This is a genomic window from Mycobacteroides sp. H003, assembly GCF_001440135.1.
In the GTDB taxonomy this organism is placed as follows: Bacteria; Actinomycetota; Actinomycetes; order Mycobacteriales; family Mycobacteriaceae; genus Mycobacterium; species Mycobacterium gwanakae.
Genome location: NZ_LJYL01000019.1, coordinates 53,153 through 70,290, shown reverse-complemented (window position 1 = coordinate 70,290; position 17,138 = coordinate 53,153). Strand labels below are relative to the sequence as shown.

Genomic DNA, 17,138 nt, shown 5'->3' with positions numbered 1-17,138 from the left:
CGCTATCTCACGCGGCGGCAGTGGCGCCGCGCACCACGCCGGCAAGCCGGTCGGCGTTCAGATGATCCAACTGCATCACCGGCGCATCAAGCTGCTGGGCCAGTGTGACTGCCAGATCCATTCTCACGAAAGAGGTCTCGCAATCGATCACCACACACGCAACCTGCTCGGCGCGCAACATCCCTGCGGCTCGACGTGTACGGCCCAACGGATCCGGCCCGCCGGTAGCCCGGCCATCGGTGAGCACCACCACGAGCGCGCGGCGATGCGGATCGCGGCCTCGCTCACGGGCCACCAAATCCCGAGCCGCCAAAAGTCCTTGTGCCAGCGGTGTTTTGCCGCCAGTATCGAACTGCTGCAGCTTGCGCCCCGCGATATGCGTCGAGCTCGTCGGCGCCAGCAGTGTGGCCGCCTGCTGACCGCGGAAGGTGATGACCGCAACCTTGTCGCGTCGCTGATACGCATCACGCAGCAGCGACAAGGTGGCACCACTGACCGCCGACATCTTCTGACGTGCCGCCATCGACCCGGACGCATCGACTACGAAAATCACCAGATTGCCTTCGCGGCCTTCCCTGATCGCCCACTGCAGATCAGACAGCACCGGTTTGGGCAGCCTGCCGGGTTCGGTCACCCGGCCAGCCGCGGACATCAGCGTGCCGATTACGTGTACCCCGAATCCCTCATCGGAGCTCGGGGCGATGACCTTGCCGGTGCGGTTGCGTGCGGCCGAGCGTCGTCCCGGGGCCCCCATACCGACGCCGGGCACCCGAAATGTCTTCGCACGAAAGGTCGCAGAAGGCGCCGGGCTCTGCCGCGGCGGCGGCGCCGATGACGAATCCTGCTGTGAATCATCGTTTTTGGGCGGGTTCGCGGAAGGTTCCGGCGTGCCGCCACCGGGGCCGTCCGGATCGGGATCCGGATCGTCGTTGCCGGGGCCGTGATCCTGCGGCGGCGCGCTATCGCGCATCGCCTGGTCGAGCTGTTCGGGATCCAGGCCGGGTTCGTCGAACGGGTCCCGGCGCCTCCTGTGAGGCAGTGCCAACTCGGCGGCCACCCGGATATCGGGCTCGCCGACCACCTCGGCACCACGCCATGCCGCATGCGCGACGGCGGCACGCGCCACCACCAGATCGGCACGCATCCCATCCACATCGAAGGCCGCGCACAACGCCGCGACACGCTGTAGCTCAGCGTCAGGCAGGACGACTCGCGGCAGCAGGCGCCGGGCGTCGGCAATCCGCGCCGCCAGCTCGGCCTCCTCGGATGCGTAGCGCGTCACGAACCCCGCCGGGTCAGCCTCGTACGCAAGGCGCCTGCGGATGACCTCGGCGCGCACCGCCACATCGCGTGAGGCATGTACATCGACCGCGAATCCGAAACGGTCGAGCAGCTGCGGGCGCAGCTCCCCCTCTTCGGGATTCATGGTGCCGATCAGTACGAATCGCGCATCGTAGGAATGAGATACGCCATCACGCTCGACATGCACCCGGCCCATCGCCGCCGCATCGAGGATCACGTCAACGAGATGGTCATGCAGCAGGTTGACCTCGTCCACGTAGAGCACGCCGCCGTCGGCACGCGCCAGAAGCCCTGGGGAGAAAGCGTGTTCGCCATCGCGCAAGACCTTTTGCAGGTCGAGGGATCCGACCACCCGATCCTCGGTCGCACCGATCGGTAGCTCGACCAGACGCGCACCATCGACCGTTCGCAGCACTGACGTCAACGCACGAACCGCCGTCGACTTGGCAGTGCCCTTCTCTCCACGAATGAGCACTCCACCGATATCGGGGCGCACCGCAGAAAGCACGAGTGCCAGCCGCAACTGGTCGTGCCCGACTATCGCACTGAGTGGATAGCCCGGAACGTCTGTGGTGCTAGCCATTTCCGGCCTTCCAGGTCATGGGCACGTGCGGAATCTCGTCCTCGAGGAATTCATCACCGGAGACCACGAATCCCAGCTTGCCATACATGTCCTTCAGGTGTGCCTGCGCATTCAAACGACAGCGTGCGCCGTCGATCTCTGTCAGTACCGCACGTACCAGGTGCGCCGCATGCCCGCGGCCACGCTCGTGCTCCGCCGTACACACCCGCCCGATCCAGAAACCCGATCCGCCAGGATCCGCGAGCACGCGTAGGCCGCTGACGACATCGCCGTTCTCGTTCTTGATCCAGAAGTGCCGGGTCTCTGGTTCGAGATCACGACCATCGAGATCCTGATAGGCGCAGTTCTGGCCGACAATGAATGCTTCGGCACGCAACCGCAGCAGTCCGTAGAGTGTCGCGGCGTCCAGGTCAGCGGACCAGGACCACCCCGTACTCACTGCTCCAGGCCGAGAACCTGTGTCCCCCAGTCCCATACCTCACCGAACAGTGACGGCTCGTCCGACAGGCTGATGCCGAGCGACGGAATCATTTCCTTGAGCTTGGGCATCCAGTTCGCGAACCGGTCGGGGAAGCAACGCTGCATGACGTCGAGCATGGCGGGCACCGCGGTGGAGGCACCCGGCGACGCCCCGAGCAGGCCGGCGATGCTGCCGTCGGCCGAATTGAGCACCATGGTCCCGAATTCGAGCGCACCACCCTTGCCCTTGGCCGGCCGAATAACCTGTACGCGCTGCCCGGCGGTGATCAGCTCCCAATCGGAACGCTGTGCCTTGGGCGCGAATTCACGCAGCATGTCGATTCGATCGTCCGGTGTCAGACGCAACTGGCTCAGCAGGAAGTTCACCAGACCGAACTCCGTCAGACCCACACCGATCATCGACGCCAGGTTATTGGGCTTCACCGTCGAGGGCAGATCGGTGATCTTGCCCATCTTCAGGAACTTGGGCGACCACCCGGCGAACGGTCCGAAAAGCAGCCATTCCTTGCCGTTGATCACGCGAGTGTCCAGATGCGGCGCGGACATAGGCGGGGCACCGAGCGGCGGGAAGCCGTACACCTTGGCCTTGTGCCCCTCGGTGAGATCTGTGTTGTTGGTGCGCAAGAAGGCACCACTCACCGGGAACCCGCCGAAGCCCTTGGCTTCGGGGATTCCGGCCTTCTGCAGCAGACCCAGAGCCCCACCGCCGGCGCCGACGAATACGAACTTGGCCTTGAGCTTGCGCTTCTCGCCCGTACGACCGTTGACCAGCTTGAGAAGCCATCCACCGTCGCTCTCACGGCTGATGTTGCGGACCTCGACACCGAAAATCGCGTTGGTACCGGTACGGACTCCGAAGCCCACCAGCTGCTTTGACAGCTCACCGAAGTCGACATCGGTCCCGTCCTGGCTCCAGTTCAATCCCACCGGTTCGGAGAAATCACGTCCGGCGGCCATGAGCGGCAGTCGGCGCGCGAACTCGTCGTCGTCGTTGATGAACTCCATCTTCGCGAACAGCGGGTTGCCGACCAACGCATCGTGGCGCTTACGAAGGAACTCGACCTTGTCGGCTCCGTGCACGTAGCTCACATGCGGGATGGGGTTGAGGAATCCGCGGACGTCGGGCAGTACACCGTTCTCAACGGCGTAGGCCCAGAACTGGCGCGACACCTGGAACTGCTCGTTGACGGTGATGGCCTTGGTGATGTCGATCGAGCCATCTGCCTTCTGCGGCGTGTAGTTGAGCTCGCAGAGCGCCGAGTGCCCGGTACCCGCGTTGTTCCACGGGTCGCTGCTTTCGCTGGCGGCCGCATCAAGGCGCTCGATCAAGGTGATCGACAGGTCCGGTTCGACCAATCGCAGCAAGGCGCTGAGCGTCGCGCTCATGATCCCTGACCCAATCAGGGCAACGTCTGTCTGCTCCACCTGCGCTTTTGACACCGGTTCACTGTCCTTTTCGAATCTGATGGAGTGGCAACGCTTCGCCACTACCGGGGAGTACACACAGGTTATCGCGCGGGTAATTCAGTCATTCCTTCAACTAGGCTATGCCCGTGACATGGGAATCCGATGTCCTCGATGGCTACCTTCGAAAAACCATTGAACTGGGCATTGACCCTGACGGCGAAGGTGTAATTACCGCCACACTGGTGCGGCCGGAAATTCAGCCGGATACCGGGCGCGCGGTGCTGATGGTGCACGGATATACCGACTACTTCTTCCACACCGAGCTTGCCGAGCATTTCTCGGCCCGCGGCTATCGCTTCTTCGCGCTCGACTTGCGTAAATGCGGGCGTTCCCGGCGCGCTCACCAAACCCCGCACTACATCAGCGACCTATCGCTCTACGACGCCGAGCTCAACGCCGCGGTGAACATCATCACCGGACACAGCGCAGGTGCACCGCTGCTCGTGTACGGGCACTCCGCCGGCGGTCTGATCGTCTCGCTGTGGCTCAACCGTCTACGGGTGTCCACCGGCCTGGGCGATGTTTCGGGTCTCATCCTCAACAGCCCCTGGCTGGATCTTCAGGGCCGTCCTCTCCTCCGCAGCGGCGGCACCACTGCGGCCGTCAAGGCGATTTCGAGGTTCCGCGCCAAACAAGCGATTCCGCTTCCGCACGAAGGCGCATACGGAGCGAGCCTGCACAAGGATTTCCACGGAGAGTTCGACTACAACCTGGAATGGAAGCCGGTCGGCGGATTTCCGGTGCGGTTCGGGTGGATCAGTGCGATCCGGCGTGGGCACGCCGAACTACATCGCGGCCTGGACGTCGGGGTGCCCAACCTGATCCTGCGCTCGGACCGCAGCCTCCCGGGCGACGTCAGCGCGGCGGCGGCACTGCACGGTGATGCGGTGCTGGATGTTCAGCAAATCGCGCGCTGGGCGGGATGCATCGGCAACCATCAACGGGTCATCCCGATCCCCGATGCCAAACACGATGTGTTCTTGTCGGTCGCGGAACCACGCACACGGGCCTACGGGGAGTTGAACTCCTGGCTGGACTGGTACGAGGCGGGCAGCTAGCTCACCAGGAGCTGCTGCGCAGGACCACCTCGGCCGCCAGTTCCGGCGTGAGGTCACGAGTCGCCGATCGGCGGCCCATCAGTTCGACAATCCGATAGTCGCCGTAGACGAAGCGCTGGCTGGCGCGGGCGATGGCACGGGTCGCGTCCGAGGTGACCAAGACGGTGGTATTGATCTCCACCGGCGGGCAGTGCTTGTCCCGGATCAGCCCGGCGCGGTCGGCGACCCGCGGGTGTCCACGGTCGATCGCCACGAGACCAATAAACCTGTCGAGTTTGCTGGCAGCCAGATCCCAGGCCAGTTCACCGCCCGCACGATCTCCCACCAGGAGCGCAACCTTGACGCCGATGTCGTCGAGCACTCCGGTGATGGCTTTGGCGTGAAGATGTGGGTCGTGGCCGATCACCGCGGTGCGCAGCCCCGCGGTGTGCAGCCGCTCGCATACCGAGCGATAACTGAGCGCGAAATGCCCGGCAGCGGCCAGCATGACGACGGTGGTTCCCTTATCCGGCCCCGAAACGTTGACCTGCACCGTACGGCCGTCAATCGTGACGACCTGGTGCAATTCACCGTCACGCGCAGGTGGAGGCCCTGGGCGCGGGGGGCGAAGCTCGGGCGGCGGACTCATAGATGAGCCGCTTGCGCGAAGACCTTGGGCATGGGCGCACGCTACCTGAGTGCGACCGTTCCGGTTGGGCTTTTAACCAGCCCTTTCAGGAAACTTTCACCCAGAGCCGTCAGGTGCGTTCGATCTTGTCGACCTGTTTCGCCACGATGTCCAGGAAGGTATGGGGCATGGTCGCGACTGCCTTGACCGACGGATCGCGCAGGTCGAAGGATGTCGCCACCATCGCCACGCCCCGGATATTCGCGAAAGCCATGTACCGGGAAGTCGTGCCCTTGGGCATGATCATTGTTTGCTTGTAGACGAGGACGCCGACAGGTCCGCCTTGCACCGGATCGGTGATCATCGGCGTCCCGGGCGAGTTCTTGTCGAAGAACACCTCGTACTTGGCGCACCGGGTCGCCACCGCTTGCACGTTGGCCAGGTCGATGGTGTCGCGCAACAGGCTGACGATGATGTTCGCGCCGTTGAACCGCGCGATGTATCGCGCGGTGTTCTCGGGGCCCGCTCTACCCGCATTGGCCAAACGGGGCGACAAGCCGTCCGCGCATCCTTGCGGATTCGAGGGCATCGCACCGATTACCTGCTGGTTGTTGACCGTCACCGGCCCCAGATCGGCGACAACCCTGTCGTACTTGGCGCCCTGCGGCAGCTCATCGGCCGTCAGGAGCGACTGCGCGATGCGCGCCCCCGGCCAGGTGGCGGTACCCGACACCGTCTGGGTGCAGCCCACTAGCGCCAGTGTGAATGTTGCGATAGCTGTGATGTTCCTGAAGCCCCGGTGCACCCGCACAGGCTATTCGACCCGCGCCCCAATCACCGACTGTGCTCGATTACCGGATATGACGGCTCCGATCCCGGACGACCGGCTTCTTGCCACACGGCTGCCAGCGCATCGACGTCGATGTGGGTGTCGATGAGATCGGCCAATCTGTCCAGCTGAGCCGCACGGCGGTCCGCGACGTTGGTGTCCGCCGCGACGGTGAATCCCGAGCGTCCGGCCGCGGACGCCGCCTCGGTGAGCCATCTGCGCCGGAAATCGTCGTTGTCCAGCAGGCCATGCCAATGGGTGCCCCGGACCGCACCGTGGGCAGCGCCCTCGTGATGATCGGTCAGCCACGGCAGCACCGCCGAGCGGGTGACCGTTCCGTGGTGGATCTCATAGCCGCTCAGCCCCGGAGACTGCCAGTGCCGCAGCGTCTTAACCGGTTGAAAGGCGATGTCGATATCGAGCAGACCCAAGCCACTGACCGTGCCGGCACCCGACTCGACGCGATCATCGATCGTGGTGGCAAGCATCTGGAACCCGCCACAAATGCCCAGCACCGGGCCGCCCGAACGGGCATGTGCGACAACCGCGTCGGCGATCCCGTTGCCCCGCATCCAGGCCAGATCGGCGACGGTGGCCTTGGTGCCGGGAAGGACCACCACATCGGCATCGGCGATGTCGGCGGGATGAGCAACCCACCGCACGATCACCCCGGGCTCACACGCGATGGCCTCGATATCGGTCGAGTTGGAGATTCGGGGCAGGCGCACCGCGGCCACCCGGAGCCATTCCCTCCCGATGGGTGTGGCGGGGCGGCCCACCTGAGCCGATGCCACCACAGAGACCGAATCCTCTGCATCAAGCCATAATTGGTCGTCGTAGGGCAGCACACCGTAGGTGGTTCGGCCGGTCAGCGCGGCAAGCTGCTCGAGTCCCGGATCCAGCAGTGTGCGGTCACCACGAAACTTGTTGACGATGAATCCGGCGACGAGTCGTTGATCCGCGGGCTCGAGCACGCCCACCGATCCGAACAGGTGGGCCAGCACACCGCCCCGGTCGATATCACCGACCAGCACCACCGGCAGGCCCGCGGCCTGTGCCAGCCCCATGTTGGCGATATCGGTCGCTCGCAGGTTGATTTCGGCGACCGAGCCGGCACCCTCGCAGATAACCACATCGAATTCCGCACGCAGCGAACATAATTCCGTGGCCACCACCTGCCGCAGTTCCTCGCGATGCTCGATATAGGAACGCGCGCTAACGTTCCCTGTCGCCTGCCCGCGTACCACCAGCTGCGAGGTCCGGTCACTACCGGGCTTGAGCAGTACCGGATTGAATCGGACCGAAGGTTCCAGGCCGCAGGCGCGTGCCTGCAATGCCTGCGCGCGTCCGATCTCTCCCCCGTCCATCGTCACCACGGAGTTGTTGGACATGTTTTGTGCCTTGAACGGCGCGACACGAATCCCCTTGCGGGCCAGTAGCCGACACAGGCCGGTCACCACCAGACTCTTACCGGCGTCGGAGCTGACGCCCCCTACCAGCAGCGCGCCGGACACGGCGCCCGTCATGGCAGTGTCAGAATCTCTACTCCGTCGTCGGTGACCACCATGGTGTGCTCGAACTGCGCGGTCCATTGTTTATCGGTGGTCGCCACTGTCCAGGTGTCGTCCCAGATCTCATAGTCCAGCGATCCGAGGTTGATCATCGGTTCGATGGTGAACGTCATGCCCGGCTCGATGACGATGTCCAGATTGGGGTCATCGTAGTGCGGCACGATGAGCCCGTTGTGGAACGTGGGGCCCACACCGTGCCCGGTGAAGGAGCGAACCACGTTGTAACCGAAACGCTTTGCATAGGCCTCGATCACCCGTCCGACGACGCTGAGTGCCCGGCCCGGCTTGACGGCATTGATGGCCCGCATGGTTGCCTCCCGGGTGCGGTCTACCAGCAGCCGGTGTTCCTCGGAGACATTCCCCGCCAGGAATGTGGCATTGGTGTCTCCGTGCACGCCGTCGATGTAGGCGGTGACGTCGATGTTGACGATGTCGCCGTCCTCGATCACGGTCGAGTCCGGTATCCCGTGGCAGATGATCTCGTTGAGCGACGTGCAGCACGACTTGGGAAATCCCTTGTACCCCAGCGTTGACGGGTAGGCACCCTGGGAAACCATGTAGTCGTGGGCGATCCGGTCCAGCTCGTCGGTGGTGACCCCGGGGGCCACGGCCTCACCGGCAAGCGCCAGCGCCTGCGCCGCGATCCTGCCGGCGACGCGCATCTTCTCGACGACCTCGGGTGTCTGAACGTACGGCTCCCCGATGGCCTCCGCGACCTCGGACTTGCCCACGTATTCGGGGCGGTCGATCGACACGGGAACCTGGCGCTCGGGAGACAGCGTTCCCGGACGCAATGCGGCACGAACAGTCATGAAGGCAGCGTAGCGGGGCCTGCCGAGATCGCTACGCGTTGATGACGATGGGGTCGCCGATACCGACGGTGTTGTAGTACCAGGCCGCGTTGTCGGGACTCAGGTTGATGCAGCCGTGGCTGACGTTCGAATTGCCCTGCGCTCCCGTCGACCACGGGGCACTGTGCACGTAGACGCCACCCCAGGTGACCCGCACCGCGTAGTACACGGTCAGCTTGTAGCCCTCCGGATCATTCAGCGGAATACCGATGGTCCGCGAATCCATGACCACCGGACTCTGCTTTTCCAGGGCGGTGAACGAGCCGACCGGTGTGGGGTGCTTGGGCTTTCCCATCGACGCGGGCATCTCACGCATGACCGTGCCGTCGATCTTGACCGTGAAGGTGTGCGCGCTGATGCTGGCGATGCCCAGCACCTCCGAGCCGGTCTGGAACTTGTACTTCATACCGCTCACGCCGTTCACGGACACCGTGATCGACGAATGCGCGGGCCAATACTCACGAGGAGTGAAACGAACCGTCGCATCGTCCACCCAGCTGAATGTCCCGGACGGAACCTTCGACGCGGAGAAATTGATGGAACGCTCCGCGGCGGGCCGATCGGCGACAGGGGCCACGAAATGAACCGTCACCGGCATGGCCACCCCGACCGTCTGACCCGGCGTGGGTGAGACGGATGCCACCCCGCGAGGGGATGCGGCCGTTGCCTGGCCGAGGGTCGCTGGTGTGGTGATGGCCACGTTCATCAGGAGGCTGGCGAGCCCGGTCACCACAAGCACACTCCGAAATGCTCTGCGCAAGCTCTCGATCCTCCCTGGATGCTGTTTTACTACATGGTAGTTCGTAATCGCCCGGCGGAACGTTAGCGACAGCGAGCACAATCGGCTTCATGGGGCTGTCCGCCGGACTCACATTAGAAGCGATTGTGATCGACTGCCATGATGCGGCCACACTCGGCCGTTGGTGGGCCGACGCGCTGGAGTGGCCGTACGCGATCGACGATGACGGGGCCGTCGAGGTGTTCCAGCCCGACCGACATCCACCGTCCTTGTTCTTCCTGGGGACCCCCGACCCGAAGGTGGCCAAGAACAAGTTGCACCTGGACTTTCGCGGTGCCGACCAGCAGGCTGCGGTGGATCGATTTCTAGAACATGGCGCTACCAGAATTGACGTCGGCCAGGGCGAATCGAGCTGGATCGTGCTCGGCGATCCCGAGGGCAACGAATTCTGCGTACTGGCGCCAAGCGCCGACTAGGCCAGGTAGTCCGGCGGCAGCGACTGGAACATGACGCGGGTGGCCCGCACAGCGGCTTCCGAGCCGCCGCCCCCGACGATCAGCGTGGCGAAGGCCATGTCGCCGCGATACCCCGCGAACCAGGCGTGTGAACCGCCCGGGAACTCGGCCTCACCGGTCTTCCCGTAGACAGAACCCTCGCCCTTGAGGTCCATCGCGGTGCCGCTGAGCACGGTCTCGCGCATCATTCCGCGCAGGCCGTCGATCATTGTGGACGTCACCGGCGGACGCTCACCGGTGATTCCGGTGGTCTGGCCCGAGATCAGCTGCGGTACAGGCGTTTTTCCGTTGGCGACGGTTGCCGCGGCCAGCGCCATGCCGAACGGCGTGACCAGCACCTTGCCCTGCCCGAAACCATCCTCGGTGCGTTCAGTCAGGTTGACCGTGGGCGGCACGTTTCCGGAGATGGTGGGGATCCCCGCGACGTCGTAATCCGGACCGATGCCGAATTGCGAAGCGGCGACGGTCAAACCGTCCAACGGCATCTCACTGGCCAGTTTGGCGAAGGTCGTGTTGCACGAATTCGCGAAGGCCCGCCACATGGGCACCGTGCCGAGATCGAACTCGTTGTAGTTGGGGATGCTGCGGTCTCCGATGGTGACTCGCTTCGGGCAGCCCACCATGGTGTCCGGAGTGGCCATGCCGCGCTCGAGCGCCGCACCCGCGGTGATGATCTTGAATGTCGATCCGGGCGGGAACAGACCCGTGGTGGCCAGTGGACCGTCGGCGTTGGCAGCGGCGTTCTGCGCGACCGCCAGGATGTCCCCCGTCGACGGCTTGATCACCACCATCATGGCCTTTTGACCGCGAGTGTTGACAGCGTTCTGCGCCGCGTTCTGCACGGCACGATCCAGGCTGATCGTCTTCGACGGAGCCGGATTGGGTTTCACCTCGTTGAGCACCGCGGTGTCAACACCGTTCTGGTTGACACTGACCACCCGCCAGCCGGCCTCGCCATCCAGCTCATCGAGCACTGCCTTCTTGACCTGCGCGACGATATCGGGTGCGAAGCGATCATCGGTGGGCAGCAGATCGGCGATCTGCGTCATCACCACGCCGGGTCGCAATGCCCCTGGCCGCGTCTCCAGCGCGATGGAGACCTTGTCCCAATCGTCCTTGCGCAGCGTGATGAGATTCATCGGCGAGGTCTGGGCGCTCGCCTGCTCAGCCAGCGAGGCAGCGTTGATCTGGTCGTCGTAGGGCCGGATGGCATCGGCCAGCGCGGTGGCGGTGCTCATCAGCGATTTACCGGCCTGCGACGCGTCGAAGGAGATCTTGTACAGGTTGGCCGGCGCCAGCACGGTGGTACCGCCCGACTCGTTGACCGTTGCCCGCTTGGCGGGATCGGTTCGCAGCGAGAGCGATTGGCGCTCACCGAGTTTGGGATGCAGGTCGCTCGGTGCCCAGCGGACCTGCCAACTGCCCGCGGTACGCAGCATCTCCAAGCGTCCGCTATAGGTCCAGGTGCGCTTTCTGGGCAATTGCCAGACGTACGTCGCGTCGGCGCTACCGGTGTCCTGAGTGTATTGCGATCCGTTCACGGCGGCCTTGAATGAAGTTGCCTGTAAGCCCGAGAAAGCTTGATCCAAACCCACTTTCGCGCCATCGGGGTCATCGGTCATCTTCGCCGCCGAGGCGGTGTCACCGTTGGCCAGCGCCTCGAAGAACTTCTCTGCGACCGGACCGGGCCCGTCGGGGCGCGGGGTGCACGCGACCGCGCCGGCCACCAACAGGGCGGTGCCGAACAACGGCAGGAACCACACACGTCTGAACATCGGGTCGATGTTATGGCCGTGAGCCTCCAAAACCCCGCAGGCGCACGGGCGTAGCGAGCACTAGCTCGCCAGAATCAGCTAACGAGAACCGTCGCGAATGTGCCGATGCGCGTAAATCCTGCCCGGGCATAAGACGCACGGGCCACTTCATTGAAGCTGTTCACGTACAGGCTGGGGATGCGGCTGCTGCGATGGACCGCTGCCGCCACGGCGGCCACCCCAGCAGTGCCGAGCCCGCGGCCACGGAACTCCGGGTCAACCCATACGCCCTGGATCTGGCTCACGCACCGCGATTGCGATCCGACCTCCGCTTTGAAAATGACCCGCCCATCCTCGAAACGTGCCCACGCCCTGCCCGCCTCGATGAGGCCGGCCACCCGCCGCCGGTACCCACGGCCGCCATCACCGTTGCGCGGATCGACACCCATCTCGCCGATGAACATCTGGATCGAAGCGTTCAAATACGGGTCGAGTTCCTCGGCGCGCACCTGCCGTACCGCGGAGTCGACGGCACATGTCGGCGCGTCGAGCATCGCCAGCAGGGGCTGGCAGGCGCGGACTTCGCGCGCGGGGCCCCAGACCGGATCGAGATGGCCCCACATGTCGAGCACCACATCGGCCGGGCCGACCAGGGAGGGGCAGATACGGTGCTGCTCAATGGCGCGTTCGGCAAACAACCGGGTGGCCTCGGGACCGCCGGCCAGAGGAATGATCGTGGTCCCGACGAAGCACAGGGAATCGGTCAACACTCCCGTGGACCAGATCTCGCCACCGATGGCCGTGGGATCGGCACCGCGAGCCTCGACGCGTGCGGCGAGCATGCAGGAGGCCACCGGGTCGGCGTCCAGGACCGCACGCACCGCCTCAGTATCCGATAGTCCGAGGACGCGAACGGCATCGGACGACGACGCTCCGGGCGCACCGTGCGCCGGCAGTGTTGTCGTCATCGGCAATCGCTCCCGTGTGTCCCGTTACGCCGAGCTTTGTTCAGCTTACGGTCACGACCGGCTGGCCAGGAGGAGTTCCGTCGGTTCCGATCTCGGTGCCCATCTCCTCGGCCAAACGCATGGCCTCATCGATGAGTGTCTCGACAATCAGCGCCTCCGGCACGGTCTTGATGACCTCGCCCTTCACGAAAATCTGCCCCTTGCCGTTTCCGGACGCCACGCCCAGATCGGCCTCGCGAGCCTCACCCGGTCCGTTCACGACGCATCCCATGACCGCGACGCGCAGTGGCACCTCCATACCCTCAAGCCCGGCGGAAACTGCGTTGGCCAGGGTGTAGACGTCCACCTGCGCGCGGCCACAGGACGGGCAGGACACGATCTCCAGCTTCCGCGGACGCAGATTGAGCGATTCCAGGATCTGGTTGCCCACCTTGATTTCCTCGGCGGGTGGCGCCGAGAGGGACACCCGGATGGTGTCGCCGATGCCCTTGGACAACAGCGCACCGAAGGCGACGGCCGACTTGATGGTGCCCTGGAATGCCGGGCCGGCCTCGGTGACACCGAGGTGGAGCGGGTAATCGCATTGCGAGGCGAGCAGTTCGTAGGCAGCGACCATGATCACCGGGTCGTTGTGCTTCACGCTGATCTTGATGTCTCCGAAGCCGTGCTCTTCGAACAGGCCGGCCTCCCATAGCGCCGACTCGACGAGTGCCTCCGGTGTCGCCTTGCCGTACTTGCCCAGAATGCGCGGATCGAGCGAGCCGGCGTTCACGCCGATGCGGATCGGGATCCCGGCGTCACCGGCGGCCTTGGCGACCTCCTTGACGCGGCCGTCGAACTCTTTGATGTTCCCCGGATTCACGCGCACCGCGGCGCAGCCCGCGTCGATCGCCGCGAAGATGTACTTGGGCTGGAAGTGGATATCGGCGATGACCGGGATCTTGCTCTTACGGGCGATCTCGGCGAGCGCATCGGCGTCCTCCTGCCGCGGGCAGGCGACGCGCACGATGTCGCAGCCGGAGGCGGTCAGCTCGGCGATCTGCTGCAGGGTCGAGTTCACGTCGTGGGTCTTGGTGGTGCACATCGACTGGACCGACACCGGCGAGTCGCTTCCCACTCCCACGCTTCCGACCATCAGCTGACGTGTCTTGCGCCGTGGCGACAGTGTCGGCGGCGGTGCACTCGGAATGCCCAGGCTGGTCATGTGATCCTCCGTTTGGATCGCTACTGAAAAAGTCTAATCGGGTTGACGATGTCGGCGGTGATCGTCAGCAGCATGTAGCCGACCACCACCACCAAAACGAGATATGTCGCCGGCATCAACTTCATGTAGTTGACGGGAGCTCCTGCCGCGAGCCCGCGCGCCGACCGGACCATATTGCGGAGCTTCTCGTAGGTGGCCACCGCGATGTGTCCTCCGTCGAACGGCAGCAACGGCAGCAGGTTGATGGCACCGAGCGCAAAGTTGAGCTGCGCCAACAGGATCCAGAACATGATCCACATGTCGTGCTCGACCGTCTCGCCGCCCATGCGGCTCGCACCAACGATGCTCATCGGAGTGTCCATCGCCCGCTCACTACCGGTGATGGAGTCCCAGAGGGCACCGACCTTGGTGGGGATCTTTCCGATGGCCTTTACGGTTTCGACGGCAACGGTCCCGATGAGGTTTCCGGTGGCGGGAACCGCCGTCAATGGGTTGTAGTGCTTCTGCGGCACGTAGGTGCCCAGCGAGGCACCCACGGCACCCACCGAGATGAGCTTGCCTGCCTTCTCATCCCAGCGCTGTGTCTCGGCGACGTTGACGAGGAGCGATTGCTGCTTGCCGTCGCGGATGATCTCGAAGACCTGCGGACCGCGCAGCTCCCGGATCGCGGTGACCATGTCGCTGGATGTGCTGAGCTGCTTGCCTGCGACGGCGAGCACCTGATCACCCTCGCGCAGGCCCCCGAGCGCCGCCGGCCCTTCCCCGGTGCACGTCGCCATGTCCGTGGTGTCGGCACTCTTTTGCGCCGCCACGCAGCTCGTCTGCTTGATCTCCGGGTGTGTGGGGGCATTGTTGTCCGGCAGGCCCCAGAACAGGACCACACCGTAGAAGACCACGATGCCGATGAGGAAGTTCATGGCCGGTCCGGCGAACAGCACCGCCACCCGCTTCCAGACCTTCTGCTTGTACATCGCACGGTCGGCTTCCTCGGGAGTGAGCTGTTCCACCGAGGTCATACCCGCGATATCACAGAAGCCACCGAGCGGGACGGCCTTGAAGCCGTACTCAATGACGTCGTTGGCACCGCGGTTGCTCTTGCGCTTGGTGGACCACAATGTCGGCCCGAACCCGACGAAGTAGCGACGCACCTTCATGCCGGTGGCCTGCGCCACCCACATGTGCCCACACTCGTGCAGCGCCACCGATACCAAGATCGCCAGCGCGAACAACGCAATTCCGATCGCGTACGCAGCCATCAGGTTCGATTTTCCTCCGCCAGGATCAATTGCGCAGCCCGCTGGTCAGCCCAGTGCTGCGCGTCGAGTACATCGTCAACGGTAGCGGGTTCTCCCGAGGTTCCCTCCCATTGGCCTGCGGCATCAAGCACATCGGCAATTGTTCGCACGATCGACCTGAATCCGATACGTCCGGCCAGGAAGGCAGCGGCCGCGGTTTCGTTGGCGGCGTTGTAGACGGCGGTCATGCATCCACCCGCCTCTCCGGCGCTCCGGGCCAGGTCGACGGCGGGAAACACCTTCGCATCCAGTGGCTCGAACTCCCAGGTGGACGCGGTGCTGAAATCGCAGGCCATGGCCGCGGCGGGTACCCGGTCCGGCCACCCCAGCGCCAGGGCGATGGGCAGTTTCATGTCGGGCGGACTGGCCTGCGCCAGGGTCGACCCGTCGGTGAACGTCACCATTGAGTGCACGATCGACTGCGGGTGAACGACGACACCGATCTGCTGGTACGGCACGTCGAACAGTAGATGGGTCTCGATGAGTTCCAGTCCCTTGTTGACCAGCGAGGCCGAGTTGAGGGTGTTCATCGGCCCCATTGACCAGGTGGGGTGCGCTCCGGCCTGCTCCGGCGTGACGTCTTCAAGCTGCTGAGTGCTCCAGCCCCGGAACGGGCCGCCGGATGCGGTCAAGATCAGCTGTGCCACCTCGCCACGGCTACCACCGCGCAGGCATTGCGCCAGCGCGGAGTGCTCGGAGTCGACGGGAACGATCTGGCCGGGAGCCGCTGCCTTGGTGACCAGCGGCCCACCGGCCACCAGAGACTCCTTGTTGGCCAGCGCCAGCCGTGCCCCTGTCTTTAGCGCGGCCAGCGTCGGACGTAGACCCAGCGCTCCGACCAGCGCATTGAGCACCACGTCGGCCTCGGTGTTCTCCACCAGCTCGGTGACGGCACCAGGCCCACTCAGCACGGGTAGGTCAAGGCGTTCGGCGGCATGCTTATCGGCTACCGCGACGTTGGTGACGCCGGTGTCGTCGATCTGCTGTCGCAGCAGATCGACGTTGCCGCCGCCCGCAGCCAGGCCGACGACCTCGAAGCGCTCGGGGTTGGCGGCGATGACCTCGAGTGCCTGGGTGCCGATGGATCCGGTGCTGCCGAGCAGCAACACCCGGCAGACCTCTGAACTACGTGTCACCTACATATTGTGCGGCCTGGGCTAGCCCGCGACTCCCACCGGACGGTGCAGTTCGACATCACCGGAGGCCGAACGCACCGTCACGAGGAATTCCTCGTCCCCCGCCAACGGTCCGTCCACCGAGTCCAGCGAATTGGTGACGACGCCGCTGGCGGTGCCGATCTGCAGCCGGGCGGCGGTGCCCATCGCGATACCGATGGAGGTATCGCCGCTGGCGGTGTCGAAGATCAGTCCGCCGACGACCGCCGATCCAATGGTCACCGATCCCGAGGACGAGGCGGCCTTGATATTGCCGCGCAGCTCCTTCACGGCGAGCTCTCCCCGAGCGGTGTTGAAGCCGGCATCGCCGGTGAGCTCTCGGATCGATACCCCGCCCGAGGCGGTGTTCATGCGGGCGTCCCCGGTGATGGTGTCGATCAACAAATCACCACTGGCCGACTGAAATTGCACGTCACCGAACGCGCCGTCGGCGCGCACTTCGGCCGACGCCACCGCGATGTCCAGGATTGACTGGCTGGGCAGCTCAATGATGATGTCGATGGTGCCCGTGCGGAAGGTCAGCCCTTGTGAAGAAAGCACCGAGAGTAATCCCTTGGAGAAGGTGACCTTGGTGCGCTCAGCGGTCTTGACGTCCAGCGCCTTGCCTGCATCACGTGGCCGGACGTCCACCACGGTATTGGTGCGCTGGCTCGCGACGATCTGCAGTGTGCCGCGGGCGAGTTCAACCTTGGCGGCGATGGGGTCAAGCGTTTCAAATTCCGGCAGAGCAGTCATGGTTT

General features: G+C 64.7%; 15 protein-coding genes and 1 pseudogene. 2 read left to right on the top strand and 14 right to left on the bottom strand.

What is annotated here, in order from left to right; genetic code table 11:
- Window positions 1-7 precede the first annotated feature (7 nt).
- The 3 genes from AOT87_RS13000 to mqo are packed head-to-tail and all read right to left on the bottom strand — an operon-like array spanning window position 8 to window position 3,805.
- The gene (locus AOT87_RS13000; protein WP_057966781.1) at window positions 8-1,885 is read right to left on the bottom strand and encodes a VWA domain-containing protein; all 1,878 of its coding nucleotides are present in this window, start codon (window positions 1,883-1,885) and stop codon (window positions 8-10) included.
- Window positions 1,878-2,324 carry a GNAT family N-acetyltransferase gene (locus AOT87_RS12995; protein WP_081343340.1) on the bottom strand — a complete coding sequence of 149 codons (447 nt, stop codon included), beginning with the start codon at window positions 2,322-2,324 and terminating at the stop codon, window positions 1,878-1,880. Before AOT87_RS12995 ends, AOT87_RS13000 begins: the two co-directional genes overlap by 8 nt.
- Window positions 2,321-3,805: a malate dehydrogenase (quinone) gene (mqo, locus tag AOT87_RS12990; RefSeq protein WP_057966795.1), complete on the bottom strand. Its 1,485-nt coding sequence runs from the start codon at window positions 3,803-3,805 to the stop codon at window positions 2,321-2,323. The genes AOT87_RS12995 and mqo overlap by 4 nt, the downstream gene beginning before the upstream one ends.
- Window positions 3,806-3,912: 107 nt before the next feature.
- Between mqo and AOT87_RS12985 the strand changes: the two genes are divergently transcribed.
- Window positions 3,913-4,890, top strand: coding sequence for an alpha/beta hydrolase (locus tag AOT87_RS12985; protein WP_057966783.1), 978 nt, complete (start codon window positions 3,913-3,915; stop codon window positions 4,888-4,890).
- 1 nt (window position 4,891) lies between these two features.
- On the opposite strand, the gene AOT87_RS12980 is transcribed toward AOT87_RS12985, so the two are convergent.
- The 5 genes from AOT87_RS12980 to AOT87_RS12960 all read right to left on the bottom strand — a co-directional run bounded on the left by AOT87_RS12980 (window position 4,892) and on the right by AOT87_RS12960 (window position 9,481).
- Entirely contained in the window at window positions 4,892-5,518 is a 627-nt protein-coding gene (locus AOT87_RS12980) for an alpha/beta hydrolase (protein ID WP_078285373.1), read from the bottom strand.
- A 109-nt stretch (window positions 5,519-5,627) separates the two neighbouring features.
- Window positions 5,628-6,248, bottom strand: coding sequence for a hypothetical protein (locus AOT87_RS12975; RefSeq protein ID WP_057966784.1), 621 nt, complete (start codon window positions 6,246-6,248; stop codon window positions 5,628-5,630).
- Between the two features lie 83 nt (window positions 6,249-6,331).
- The gene (locus AOT87_RS12970) at window positions 6,332-7,852 is read right to left on the bottom strand and encodes a cobyric acid synthase (RefSeq protein ID WP_057966785.1); all 1,521 of its coding nucleotides are present in this window, start codon (window positions 7,850-7,852) and stop codon (window positions 6,332-6,334) included.
- On the bottom strand, window positions 7,849-8,709 hold the full coding sequence (map, locus tag AOT87_RS12965) for a type I methionyl aminopeptidase (protein WP_044103988.1): 861 nt from the start codon (window positions 8,707-8,709) through the stop codon (window positions 7,849-7,851). The genes AOT87_RS12970 and map overlap by 4 nt, the downstream gene beginning before the upstream one ends.
- A 31-nt stretch (window positions 8,710-8,740) precedes the next feature.
- Window positions 8,741-9,481 (bottom strand): L,D-transpeptidase, encoded by a 741-nt coding sequence (locus AOT87_RS12960; RefSeq protein WP_057966796.1) that lies wholly within the window; start codon window positions 9,479-9,481, stop codon window positions 8,741-8,743.
- Window positions 9,482-9,597: 116 nt separating this feature from the next.
- Between AOT87_RS12960 and AOT87_RS12955 the strand changes: the two genes are divergently transcribed.
- Window positions 9,598-9,963, top strand: a complete 366-nt coding sequence (locus AOT87_RS12955; RefSeq protein ID WP_057966786.1) for a VOC family protein — start codon at window positions 9,598-9,600, stop codon at window positions 9,961-9,963.
- Here the strand turns inward: AOT87_RS12955 and AOT87_RS12950 are convergent.
- The 6 genes and pseudogenes from AOT87_RS12950 to AOT87_RS12925 form a co-directional block, all read right to left on the bottom strand.
- Window positions 9,960-11,777: a penicillin-binding transpeptidase domain-containing protein gene (locus AOT87_RS12950; RefSeq protein ID WP_057966787.1), complete on the bottom strand. Its 1,818-nt coding sequence runs from the start codon at window positions 11,775-11,777 to the stop codon at window positions 9,960-9,962. The genes AOT87_RS12955 and AOT87_RS12950 overlap by 4 nt on opposite strands.
- Before the next feature lie 74 nt (window positions 11,778-11,851).
- Window positions 11,852-12,640, bottom strand: a pseudogene (locus tag AOT87_RS12945) (GNAT family N-acetyltransferase); the annotation flags it as partial.
- Window positions 12,641-12,764: 124 nt separating this feature from the next.
- Window positions 12,765-13,928, bottom strand: a complete 1,164-nt coding sequence (gene ispG, locus AOT87_RS12940) for a flavodoxin-dependent (E)-4-hydroxy-3-methylbut-2-enyl-diphosphate synthase (protein ID WP_057966789.1) — start codon at window positions 13,926-13,928, stop codon at window positions 12,765-12,767.
- Window positions 13,929-13,948: 20 nt separating this feature from the next.
- The gene (locus tag AOT87_RS12935) at window positions 13,949-15,184 is read right to left on the bottom strand and encodes a M50 family metallopeptidase (RefSeq protein WP_057966790.1); all 1,236 of its coding nucleotides are present in this window, start codon (window positions 15,182-15,184) and stop codon (window positions 13,949-13,951) included.
- Complete coding sequence (gene dxr, locus AOT87_RS12930; RefSeq protein WP_057966791.1) at window positions 15,184-16,359, bottom strand: 1-deoxy-D-xylulose-5-phosphate reductoisomerase; 1,176 nt, start codon at window positions 16,357-16,359, stop codon at window positions 15,184-15,186. The genes AOT87_RS12935 and dxr overlap by 1 nt, the downstream gene beginning before the upstream one ends.
- A gap of 21 nt (window positions 16,360-16,380) precedes the next feature.
- Complete coding sequence (locus tag AOT87_RS12925) at window positions 16,381-17,133, bottom strand: DUF4097 family beta strand repeat-containing protein (protein ID WP_057969605.1); 753 nt, start codon at window positions 17,131-17,133, stop codon at window positions 16,381-16,383.
- Window positions 17,134-17,138: the final 5 nt, after the last annotated feature.

Excerpts from the sequence above, each read along its gene's own strand:
- AOT87_RS13000 (WP_057966781.1), bottom strand. The coding sequence starts at position 1,885 with ATGGCTAGCACCACAGACGTTCCGGGCTATCCACTCAGTGCGATAGTC.
- AOT87_RS12985 (WP_057966783.1), top strand. The coding sequence starts at position 3,913 with ATGCCCGTGACATGGGAATCCGATGTCCTCGATGGCTACCTTCGAAAA.
- AOT87_RS12980 (WP_078285373.1), bottom strand. The coding sequence starts at position 5,518 with ATGAGTCCGCCGCCCGAGCTTCGCCCCCCGCGCCCAGGGCCTCCACCT.
- AOT87_RS12970 (WP_057966785.1), bottom strand. The coding sequence starts at position 7,852 with ATGACGGGCGCCGTGTCCGGCGCGCTGCTGGTAGGGGGCGTCAGCTCC.
- map (WP_044103988.1), bottom strand. The coding sequence starts at position 8,709 with ATGACTGTTCGTGCCGCATTGCGTCCGGGAACGCTGTCTCCCGAGCGC.
- AOT87_RS12955 (WP_057966786.1), top strand. The coding sequence starts at position 9,598 with ATGGGGCTGTCCGCCGGACTCACATTAGAAGCGATTGTGATCGACTGC.
- AOT87_RS12950 (WP_057966787.1), bottom strand. The coding sequence starts at position 11,777 with ATGTTCAGACGTGTGTGGTTCCTGCCGTTGTTCGGCACCGCCCTGTTG.
- ispG (WP_057966789.1), bottom strand. The coding sequence starts at position 13,928 with ATGACCAGCCTGGGCATTCCGAGTGCACCGCCGCCGACACTGTCGCCA.
- AOT87_RS12935 (WP_057966790.1), bottom strand. The coding sequence starts at position 15,184 with ATGGCTGCGTACGCGATCGGAATTGCGTTGTTCGCGCTGGCGATCTTG.
- AOT87_RS12925 (WP_057969605.1), bottom strand. The coding sequence starts at position 17,133 with ATGACTGCTCTGCCGGAATTTGAAACGCTTGACCCCATCGCCGCCAAG.